11 protein-coding genes are annotated in these 8,936 nt (G+C 67.1%); 6 read left to right on the top strand and 5 right to left on the bottom strand.

What is annotated here, in order from left to right; all coding sequences use genetic code 11:
* The first annotated feature begins 11 nt into the window (after positions 1-11).
* Positions 12-1,175, top strand: coding sequence for an ABC transporter substrate-binding protein (locus tag ACHMXA_RS00965; RefSeq protein ID WP_176665007.1), 1,164 nt, complete (start codon positions 12-14; stop codon positions 1,173-1,175).
* A 167-nt stretch (positions 1,176-1,342) separates the two neighbouring features.
* Positions 1,343-1,804, top strand: a complete 462-nt coding sequence (locus tag ACHMXA_RS00960; RefSeq protein WP_176665006.1) for an EVE domain-containing protein — start codon at positions 1,343-1,345, stop codon at positions 1,802-1,804.
* Positions 1,805-1,825: 21 nt separating this feature from the next.
* Here the strand turns inward: ACHMXA_RS00960 and ACHMXA_RS00955 are convergent, their stop codons facing one another.
* Positions 1,826-2,479, bottom strand: a complete 654-nt coding sequence (locus tag ACHMXA_RS00955; RefSeq protein ID WP_295989114.1) for a MarC family protein — start codon at positions 2,477-2,479, stop codon at positions 1,826-1,828.
* Positions 2,480-2,481: 2 nt separating this feature from the next.
* Positions 2,482-3,228 (bottom strand): SDR family oxidoreductase, encoded by a 747-nt coding sequence (locus ACHMXA_RS00950; RefSeq protein WP_395317727.1) that lies wholly within the window; start codon positions 3,226-3,228, stop codon positions 2,482-2,484.
* Positions 3,229-3,301: 73 nt separating this feature from the next.
* On the opposite strand from ACHMXA_RS00950, the gene ACHMXA_RS00945 reads away from it, so the two are divergent.
* Complete coding sequence (locus ACHMXA_RS00945; protein WP_176665004.1) at positions 3,302-3,904, top strand: 2-hydroxychromene-2-carboxylate isomerase; 603 nt, start codon at positions 3,302-3,304, stop codon at positions 3,902-3,904.
* 43 nt (positions 3,905-3,947) lie between these two features.
* Positions 3,948-4,631 carry a dienelactone hydrolase family protein gene (locus tag ACHMXA_RS00940; protein WP_395317725.1) on the top strand — a complete coding sequence of 228 codons (684 nt, stop codon included), beginning with the start codon at positions 3,948-3,950 and terminating at the stop codon, positions 4,629-4,631.
* Between the two features lie 45 nt (positions 4,632-4,676).
* Here ACHMXA_RS00940 and ACHMXA_RS00935 read toward each other — a convergent pair whose 3' ends face one another.
* Positions 4,677-5,591 (bottom strand): LysR family transcriptional regulator, encoded by a 915-nt coding sequence (locus tag ACHMXA_RS00935; protein ID WP_395317723.1) that lies wholly within the window; start codon positions 5,589-5,591, stop codon positions 4,677-4,679.
* Between the two features lie 133 nt (positions 5,592-5,724).
* On the opposite strand from ACHMXA_RS00935, the gene ACHMXA_RS00930 reads away from it, so the two are divergent.
* Together ACHMXA_RS00930 and ACHMXA_RS00925 are read left to right on the top strand one after the other, a co-directional pair.
* Positions 5,725-6,054, top strand: coding sequence for an alpha/beta hydrolase (locus tag ACHMXA_RS00930; RefSeq protein ID WP_395317721.1), 330 nt, complete (start codon positions 5,725-5,727; stop codon positions 6,052-6,054).
* A 220-nt stretch (positions 6,055-6,274) separates the two neighbouring features.
* Entirely contained in the window at positions 6,275-6,643 is a 369-nt protein-coding gene (locus tag ACHMXA_RS00925) for a DUF4148 domain-containing protein (RefSeq protein WP_176665000.1), read from the top strand.
* A 98-nt stretch (positions 6,644-6,741) separates the two neighbouring features.
* On the opposite strand, the gene ACHMXA_RS00920 is transcribed toward ACHMXA_RS00925, so the two are convergent.
* Both ACHMXA_RS00920 and hemB read right to left on the bottom strand, forming a co-directional pair.
* Complete coding sequence (locus tag ACHMXA_RS00920) at positions 6,742-7,905, bottom strand: magnesium transporter CorA family protein (protein ID WP_395317718.1); 1,164 nt, start codon at positions 7,903-7,905, stop codon at positions 6,742-6,744.
* Between the two features lie 20 nt (positions 7,906-7,925).
* Positions 7,926-8,912 (bottom strand): porphobilinogen synthase, encoded by a 987-nt coding sequence (gene hemB / locus ACHMXA_RS00915; protein WP_395321193.1) that lies wholly within the window; start codon positions 8,910-8,912, stop codon positions 7,926-7,928.
* Between the last annotated feature and the right edge of the window lie 24 nt (positions 8,913-8,936).

Genomic DNA, 8,936 nt, shown 5'->3' with positions numbered 1-8,936 from the left:
GAGACAACCGCATGAAGCTCAAGACACTGACGACGCTGGCCGTGCTGGGACTGACCGCGACGCTCGCGTCCGCGCAGCAGCAGGGCGTGAGCAAGGACGAGATCCGCATCGGCACCATCCAGGATCTGTCGGGTCCGCTCGCGGGCTTCGGCAAGCAGGCGCGCAACGGCATGCAGCTGCGCGTGGACGAGCTCAACGAGCAGGGCAACGTCAACGGCCGCAAGCTCAAGCTCTTCGTGGAGGACTCGGGCTACGACCCGAAGAAGGCGGTGCTGGCGGCGCAGAAGCTGGTGAACCAGGAAAAGATCTTCATCATGGCCGGCCACATCGGCACGGCGCAGAACATGGCTGCGATGCCGGTGCAGTTCGACAAGAACGTCATCAACTACATGCCCATCACCGCGGCGCGCGAGATGTACGAGCCGCTCAACCGCCTGAAGTATTCGTTCGCGGCCACCTACTACGACCAGATCCGGCTGGCGCTGCCGAAGATGATCAAGGACAAGGGCGCCAAGAAGGTCTGCACCATCTACCAGGACGACGAGTTCGGCCTGGAGGTGCAGCGCGGCGCCGAGGCGGGCCTGAAGGCCGCGGGCATGGAGCTGGCGGAGAAGACCTCGTTCAAGCGCGGCGCCACCGACTTCAGCTCGCAGGTCGCGAAGATGAAGGCCGCCAACTGCGACCTCGTGGTGCTCGGCACCATCATCCGCGAGACCATCGGCACCGTGGGCGAGGCGCGCAAGACCGGCTTCAACCCGACCTTCCTGGGCTCCAGCGCGGCCTACACCGACCTGATCCACAAGCTCGGCGGCAAGGCGATGGACGGCGTCTACGCCACCATGACGGTGCAGAACCCCTACACCGACGAGCAGTCGCAGCCGCTGCGTTTCTGGGCCAACAAGTACAAGACCAAGTTCAACGAGGACCCGACCGTGTTCTCGGTGTACGGCTACGTGATCATCGACTCGTTCATCAAGGCCGCCACCAAGGCCGGCCCGAACCTCACGACCGACAGCTTCATCAAGGCCATGGACAGCATGACCTTCGAGCCCGACATGTTCGGCAGCCCGAAGAGCAGCTACACGGCCACCAAGCGCTTGGGCAATGACCAGTCGCGCCTGTCGCAGATCAAAGACGGGAAATGGGTGGTCGTGTCGGACTATGTGACACCGTAATCCGGCACTCCCCAATGCTTCGCGCACTTCGTGTCGCTGCGCACACCCCCTCGCCGGGGGCAACACCTGCGGCCCGGCAAAGCCGGTTCCGCGGTGTTCCGCGATGAAGGCGCGCAGGTCGGCCGAGGTTTATATTTGCGGCGAACTTCTACGCTGAAGAGCCCGCAATGCCCCAGTATTGGCTGATGAAATCCGAGCCCGACGAGGTCTCGATCGACGATGCGCTCGCCGCGCCCGATGCCACCGTGCCGTGGACCGGCGTGCGCAACTATCAGGCACGCAACTTCATGCGCGACGGCATGAAGGTCGGCGACGGCGTGCTGTTCTATCACTCGAGTTGCCCGGAGCCGGGCATCGCCGGCATCGCGCGGGTGGCCTCTGCCATTAAGCCCGATCCCACGCAGTTCGACGCGAAGTCGCCCTACTACGACGCGGCGTCGAAGAAGGACGATCCGCGCTGGCTGCTGGTCGACGTGCAGGCGCTGCGCAAGACGCGCCTGCTGGCGCTGCCTGAGCTGCGCGCGAAACCCGAGCTGGCCGACCTGGTCGTGCTGCGCAAGGGCAACCGGCTGTCGATCACGCCGGTGGAGCCGGCGCACTGGAAGATCATCGAGAAGATGCTGGCCTGAACCGAAGCAGCCGGCCGGTTCTCAGCCCATCTTGTTCAGGATCGGGAACAGCTTGCCGAGCCCGTCGGCCATCACCTCGACCGCGAGCGCGGCGAGGATCAGGCCCATCAGCCGCGTCATGATGTTGATGCCGGTCTTGCCCAGCACGCGCGCGATAGGCTGCGCGAGCGAGAAGGCCAGGGCGGTGGCCAGCGCCACCACCACGCCGTAGCCGACCAGGATGGCCAGCTCCCACAGGTGCTGCGCCTTGTCGGCGTAGATCACCACGGTGGAGATGGTGGCCGGCCCGGTGAGCAGCGGAATGGTGAGCGGCACCACCGCGATCGACGCGCCCATCGACGCCTTCACCTCGGTGGCGCGAAGCTCCTCCACGTTGGTCTTGCTCTCGGCCGGCTTGGCGTTGAGCATCGACAGCGAACTCATGAGCAGCAGCAGCCCGCCGCCGACCTGGAAGCTCGCGATCGAAATGCCGAAGAAGGACAGCAGCTGCAGCCCCAGCAGCGCGCTCACGGCGATGACGACGAAGGCGCTGAAGGCCGACATGCGCACCGTGTGGCGGCGCTGCGCGTCGCTGTAGCCCTGCGTGTAGTGGATGAAGAAGGGCACGATGGCCAGCGGATTGACGATGGCCACCAGCGTGACCAGCGGCTTGATCAGGTCCATGGAGGTGCTCATGCTCAGCGGCCTCCGGTGACGTCGAGCAATGCCGTGGTGGTGTAGCTGGCCTCGGGCGAAAGCAGCCACAGGATGGCACCGGCGATTTCCTCGGCGGTGCCGGTGCGCTTCATGGGCACGGTGGGCGCGAGCTCGAAGGCGCGGTCGGGCAGGCCGCCGGAGGCGTGGATCTCGGTGTCGATCAGGCCGGGGCGCACCGCGTTGACGCGGATGCCTTCCTCGGCCACTTCCTTGGCCAGGCCGATGGTGAAGGTGTCGATGGCGCCCTTGCTGGCGGCGTAGTCGACGTACTGGCCCGGCGAGCCCAGCCGCGCGGCACCGCTGGAGATGTTGACGATGGCGCCGCCCGAGCCGCCGTAGCGCGTGCTCATGCGCCGCACCGCCTCGCGCGCGCAGATGAAGCTGCCGATCACGTTGATGCGGAACATGCGCTCCAGCCGCGCGAAGCTCATCTCGTCGACGCGCGCCGTCACGTCGACCACGCCGGCATTGTTGACCAGTGCGGTGAGCCGGCCGAACCTGGCGTCGACCTTCTGGAACATGGCCAGGACCTGCGCCTCGTCGCCCACATCCGCCTGCACGGCCATGGCGTTGCCACCGCCGTCGCGGATGGTGCGCACCACTTCGTCGGCGGCCAGCGAGTTGGTGGCGTAGTTGACGGCCACCGCGTAGCCGCGGCTGGCCGCGAGCAGGGCGGTGGCGGCGCCGATGCCGCGGCCGCCGCCCGTGATCAATAGCACCTGGTCCAAAACCTACCTCCTGCAGAGAAACTGCGTGTCAGTTAAAACGGCCGGCTTGGATTACATCACCGGGGGCATGCGCATGAGCACCAAGACGATCGACTATTACTTTGCGCCACAGAGCCCGTGGACCTATCTGGGGCATTCCCGCTTCGAGGCGATTGCCGCGGCGGCCGGCGCCACGGTGCGGGTGCGGCCCATCGACATGGGCAGCGTGTTCCCGGTGTCGGGCGGGCTGCCGCTGGGCAAGCGCGCGCCGCAGCGCCAGGCCTACCGGCTGGTCGACCTGGCGCGTTTCTCGAAACACCTGGGGCTGCCGCTGAACGTCAAGCCGAAGTTCTTCCCGGTGGCCAGCGACGACGCGGCGCGCGTCATCATCGCGGTCGACATGCACGACGGCACCGAGGCCGCGATGCGCATGTGCGCGGCGGTGTTCCAGGCCGTATGGGTGCAGGAGCGCAACATCGGCGATCCGAAGGTGCTCGACTCGCTCGTGGTCGAATGCGGGCTGTCGCCCAAGCGCGGCGAGCAGTCGCAGAGCCAGGCGGTGCAGGAGCGCTACGAGGCCTACACGCAGGAAGCCATCGACATCCAGGTGTTCGGCGCGCCGAGCTATGTCATCGACGGCGAAATTTTCTGGGGGCAGGACCGCCTCGACTTCGTCGAGCGGGCGCTGCGCCCGTAAACCCGGCATTTATTCATCTATCTGCCATCCAGGAGCAAGACACATGGGTCAATTCATCGATCTCAAGGCCAAGGACGGCCTCACATTCCCCGCCTACGTGGCCGAGCCCGCGGGCAAGCCGCGCGGCGCCGTGGTGGTGGTGCAGGAAATCTTCGGCGTGAACTCGCACATCCGCTCGGTGGCCGACGGCTACGCGGCCGAAGGCTACCTGGCGGTGGCGCCGTCGACCTTCCAGCGCGTCAAGCCGGGCGTGGAGCTGGGCTACTCGGAAGACGACATGAAGAACGGCTTCGGCCTGAAGACGGCGGTCGAGGCGCTGCCGCCGCCCGGCGTGCTGCAGGACATCGAGGCTGCCATTGCCTACGCCTCGAAGGCGGGCAAGGTCGGTATCGTCGGCTACTGCTGGGGCGGCTTGCTGACCTGGCGCGCCGCGGCGCTGCTGCCCGGCCTGGCCGCGGCGGCGCCCTATTACGGCGGCGGCATGACCACCCCGGAGGAAACGGCACGCCAGCCCAAGGTGCCGGTGCTCGCGCACTTCGGCAACCAGGACCACTGGATTCCGCTGGACTCCGTCGAGGCCTTCAAGAAAGCGCATCCGGAGGTCGAAGTGCACGTGTACCCGGTGGGCCACGGCTTCAACTGCGACCAGCGCGGCTCGTACGACGCCGACGCCGCCAAGCTGGCGCGCGAGCGCACGCTGGCGTTCTTCGCCAAGCACGTCGGCTGATCCGCTGCGGCGAACGAAGGAAAAGCCCGGCATGCCGGGCTTTTTTCATGGTGCCGGTTTCCGCTTGGAGCCGTGCCCGTCGCCCACGCGGGTCTGCAGGAAATCGAGCAGTGCCCGCAGCGCGGCGCTGTTGTGGCGCCGCTGGAGGTATGCGGCCGAGAGCCACATGTCCTTGCGCGTGTAGTCCTGCAGCACCGGCACCAGCTCGCCATGCTCGACGTGCGACTGCACGAGGATCGACGGCAGGTAGATCACGCCGAATCCGCGCATCGCGACGCGGATCAGCGGCGCGCCCTCGGTGCAGTCCATGCGGCTCTTGACGTTCACGTCCAGAGGCTGGCCGCCGTCGTCGAAGCGCCATACCGGCTGCGCGCCGAGCAGGGAATGGGTGAGGGCGTCGTGCGTGGCCAGGTCGCGCGGGTGCTCGGGCTTGCCGTGCTTCTTCCAGTAGATGGGCGAGGCGCAGACCACCATTTCCATGCGCCGGAGCTTGCGCACGATGAGGTTGGCGTCTTCCACCGGGCCGCTGCGGATGTCGACGTCGATGCCTTCTTCCGCGAGGTCGACGGTGCGGTTCGTCAGCTGCAGGCTGATGCTCACGTCTGGGTAGTAGCGCATGAAGTCGGCCAGCAGGTTGGGGAACTCGCCGTTGCCCATGCCGTGCGGCGCCGAGATCCTCAGCCGTCCGCCGGGCTGGCTGGCGCGCTCCTGCAGCTCCGCCTGGGTGAGCTCGACCATCTCCAGCACCGGCGTGCTGCGCTCCAGCAGCAGCTGGCCAGCGTCGGTAAGGCTCACGGAGCGCGTGGAACGGTTCAGAAGGCGCACCCCGAAGCGGGTTTCCAGCTCGGCCACATACTTGCTGACGGTGGCCTTCGACATGTCCAGCCTCTTGGCTGCCTGGGAGAAGCTGCCGTGCGAGGCGACTTCCCGGAAGGTTCTGATCAGATCGAGGCTGTCCATGTGGATGGGTCCATTGTTTCCGTTTTGGGAACGCGATGGTTCGATTCTCCCGGGTTTTTACTAGCCGGCTTGGGCGACACTTCGGTTACACGCCAGCGTCGCCAGGCCGGCTGGGCCGCTGGAAGGAACTGAAATGAAGACCTCGAACCTCATTGCCGCCGCCGTCCTGTCGCTGCTTGCCGCTTCCGGCGTGCAGGCGCAGGGCTTCGAACCGGTGCAGCCGCTCAAGGCCGTCACCAGCCGCAGCGACGTGGTGTCCGGTGCGGACGCGGCGGCGCGCGGAGGCAATGTCTACGGCGACGTCGTTGCGGCGCCCCTGGTTTCGCGGCCGAGTTCGCGCGACAGGGCTTCGGTCCGCGCCGAGGCGGTGGCCGCGGCCCATGCGCCCAACCAGAACCTGGACCGCCGCGCCTTCGTCAACAGCGAAGTGCCGCCGCAGCTCCAGGCAGCACCCCGGCCATAGGCCGGAAGCCTTCTTCTCTTGAAAGCCGGGCCGGTGTGAACCGGGCCCGGCTTTTTTGCTTTGCATGCCTCGATGTCGGCATTGTTTCAATAGAGGAAACACGGTGTCTCTGAACCGAGTGTTCCGGCAATGCCGTTCCCCCGGAAACTCGCCGCACAGGCTCGCGAACCAGCAGGCCTGGTGGACGAACCATCCAACGAACACCCTAGGAGAACTGAACATGAAGACCTCGCAAATCCTCGCCGCCGCTGCCCTGACCCTGCTGGCCGTTACCGGCGCTCAGGCTGAAACCTACCAAGGCGTGAACACCGCCGTGTCGACCAAGAGCCGCGACGAAGTCAACGCCGAAGCCGTTCGCACCGCGTCGGCTCCGAACCAGAACGTGACCCGCGGTTCGCGTGGCCCGGAAACGGTCGCCGTGTCGAAGGACCGTTCGATCGTCGAAGCCGAAGCCGTTCGTACCGCCTACGCCCCCGACCAGAACGTGACCGGCGGCTCGCGCGTCAACAGCAAGGTCATCTCGACCATGCCCCACCCGATGGACGCTCGCGTTCAGGCACAGCAAGGCTCGGGCGCCGTCGCCAAGTAATCGAAGCAATTGAAGCGGTCCTCCGGGACTGCCGAAATGCAGAAGGGCCACGCGAAAGCGTGGCCCTTTTTCTTTGGCCGCGGAGGCTGCGGCGGCGGTCAGCGCGTGCGGGCGAGGTAGCGCTTGCGCCAGAAGATCACGACCAGCAGCACGGCGATGACCAGCATCGACGTCATCGCGATCCAGAAGCCGTCGGCCTTGTGCACCAGCGGGATGAACTCGAAGTTCATGCCGAAGATGCCGGCGATGAGGTTCAGCGGCAGGAACACGGCGGTGAGCACCGTCAGCACCCGCATGATGTCGTTGGCGCGGTGGCCCTGGACGCTGAAGTGCATCTGCACGGCGGTCTCGGCGTTCTGCTCCAGCCGGTGCACGTGGTGCACCACGCGCTCGATGTGCTCGAGAACGTCGCGGCTGCGGATCATGATGAGCTCCCGCTGTTCGAGCTCGCCCTTGGGTACGGGGAGCGTTTCCAGCGAGTCGATCCAGTCCTGCATGGCGGCGCGCTGGTCCTCGCAGATCTCGTCCAGGTGGTGCAGCGACTGGCGCGCTTCCATCAGCGCCCCCCAGTTGGTGAAGCGGCTGCGCGGGTCGATCAGTTCGGTCTGCCAGTGGTCGAGCTGCTTGGTGAGTTCGCGCCGCAGGTCGAGGTAGCCGTCGACGATCTGGTTGATGACGCGCAGCATCAGGTCCGAAGGGCTGGTCGGCAGGCGGGCCGAAGTGGCGCGCACGTCGAGCGCCGGGGTGGCGCCGTCGGCCGAGGCCGCGGCCAGCAGCCGGGCGGCGAAGGCGTCGCGCACCGCGCCGTCCTCGGGGTGCACGGACAGCAGGACGCGGTCGAACACGGCGAAACCGACCGGCCGGGTGTCGACGCGGCGCAGCACGGGCGGGCCGCTGCGGGGCTGGCGGGGAGGCGTGACCGGTGCCGGCGGGGCTTCGTTGGTGCTGCCCTTGCCGTTGCCCAGCGCCGCCTGGCCCTGTCCGTTGGCCAGCCGCCGGAACACCAGCACGTCGTACAGCGAGGTGTAGTCGTAGTGCGAGGGCAGCTGGTCGTTGAGCAGGTCGGCCACGTGCAGGTCGACCAGCTGCGTCTTGCACAGCGTCTGCAGGATCTGCTGCACTTCGGCCAGCGAGGCGCGGAATTCATCCCGCGTGAGCGAGATCCAGAGGTAGCCGCTCGCGCCGCAGGCGCCCGGCACGGCCAGCGGCGCCAGCGCGGCGTGCTCGCTGACCTGCGAACGGTTGATTTCGAAGATGCGCATGCCCGGTTGCCGGCGCGCCGTTACTTCTGCAGCAGGCGCGCGGCGTCGAGCGCGAAATAGGTCAGCACGCCGTCGGCGCCCGCGCGCTTGAAGGCCAGAAGGCTTTCGAGCACCACGGCGTCGTGGTCGAGCCAGCCGTTCTGGGCGGCGGCCTTGAGCATGGCGTATTCGCCGCTCACCTGGTAGGCGAAGGTGGGCACGTGGAACTGGTCCTTCACGCGGCGAACGATGTCTAGATAGGGCATGCCGGGCTTCACCATCACCATGTCGGCGCCTTCGGCGATGTCGATGGCGACTTCGCGCAGGGCCTCGTCGCTGTTGCCCGGGTCCATCTGGTAGACCTTCTTGTTGCTCTTGCCGAGCGTGGCGGCCGAGCCCACGGCGTCGCGGAAGGGGCCGTAGAAGGCGCTGGCGTACTTGGCGCTGTAGGCCATGATGCGCGTGTGGATGTCGCCGCGGGCCTCCAGCGCGTTGCGGACGGCCCCGATGCGACCGTCCATCATGTCGCTGGGCGCCACGATGTCCACGCCGGCCTGCGACTGGGCGAGCGCCTGCTTCACCAGCACGTCGACGGTCGCGTCGTTGAGGATGTAGCCGGCGTCGTCGAGCAGGCCGTCCTGGCCATGGCTGGTGTAGGGGTCGAGGGCGACGTCGGTCATCACGCCCAGTTCCGGAAAGCGCGCCTTCAGCGCCGCCACCACGCGGGGAATCAGGCCGTCGGGGTTGAAGGCCTCGCGGCCGTCGGGCGTCTTGAGGCTGGCGTCGATCACCGGGAACAGCGCCAGCACCGGAATGCCGGCCGCCACGCACTGCTCGGCCACGGGCAGGAGCAGGTCGAGGCTCAGGCGGTCCACACCGGGCATCGAGGGGACGGCATCGCGGCGTTTCTCGCCTTCCTGGACGAACACCGGGTAGATCAGGTCGTTGACCGTCAGTGTGTGCTCACGCACCAGGTTGCGGGTGAAAGCGTCGCGGCGCAGGCGTCGCGGTCGCCCGGCGGGGAACATGGCCAGGGGGGAGGATGATGACGT

The sequence above is a fragment of the Variovorax sp. UC74_104 genome (genome assembly GCF_044055375.1).
Lineage (GTDB): Bacteria > Pseudomonadota > Gammaproteobacteria > Burkholderiales > Burkholderiaceae_C > Variovorax.
The sequence above is the reverse complement of the archived record's forward strand: the minus strand, read 5'-3'. Positions and strand labels throughout refer to the sequence as shown.

Bases quoted from the DNA above. Each gene is read 5' to 3' on its own strand.
- ACHMXA_RS00920 (WP_395317718.1), bottom strand. From the start codon at position 7,905: ATGCGCATCTTCGAAATCAACCGTTCGCAGGTCAGCGAGCACGCCGCG.
- ACHMXA_RS00965 (WP_176665007.1), top strand. From the start codon at position 12: ATGAAGCTCAAGACACTGACGACGCTGGCCGTGCTGGGACTGACCGCG.
- ACHMXA_RS00955 (WP_295989114.1), bottom strand. From the start codon at position 2,479: ATGAGCACCTCCATGGACCTGATCAAGCCGCTGGTCACGCTGGTGGCC.
- ACHMXA_RS00960 (WP_176665006.1), top strand. From the start codon at position 1,343: ATGCCCCAGTATTGGCTGATGAAATCCGAGCCCGACGAGGTCTCGATC.
- ACHMXA_RS00935 (WP_395317723.1), bottom strand. From the start codon at position 5,591: ATGGACAGCCTCGATCTGATCAGAACCTTCCGGGAAGTCGCCTCGCAC.
- hemB (WP_395321193.1), bottom strand. From the start codon at position 8,912: ATGTTCCCCGCCGGGCGACCGCGACGCCTGCGCCGCGACGCTTTCACC.
- ACHMXA_RS00930 (WP_395317721.1), top strand. From the start codon at position 5,725: ATGAAGACCTCGAACCTCATTGCCGCCGCCGTCCTGTCGCTGCTTGCC.
- ACHMXA_RS00940 (WP_395317725.1), top strand. From the start codon at position 3,948: ATGGGTCAATTCATCGATCTCAAGGCCAAGGACGGCCTCACATTCCCC.
- ACHMXA_RS00925 (WP_176665000.1), top strand. From the start codon at position 6,275: ATGAAGACCTCGCAAATCCTCGCCGCCGCTGCCCTGACCCTGCTGGCC.
- ACHMXA_RS00945 (WP_176665004.1), top strand. From the start codon at position 3,302: ATGAGCACCAAGACGATCGACTATTACTTTGCGCCACAGAGCCCGTGG.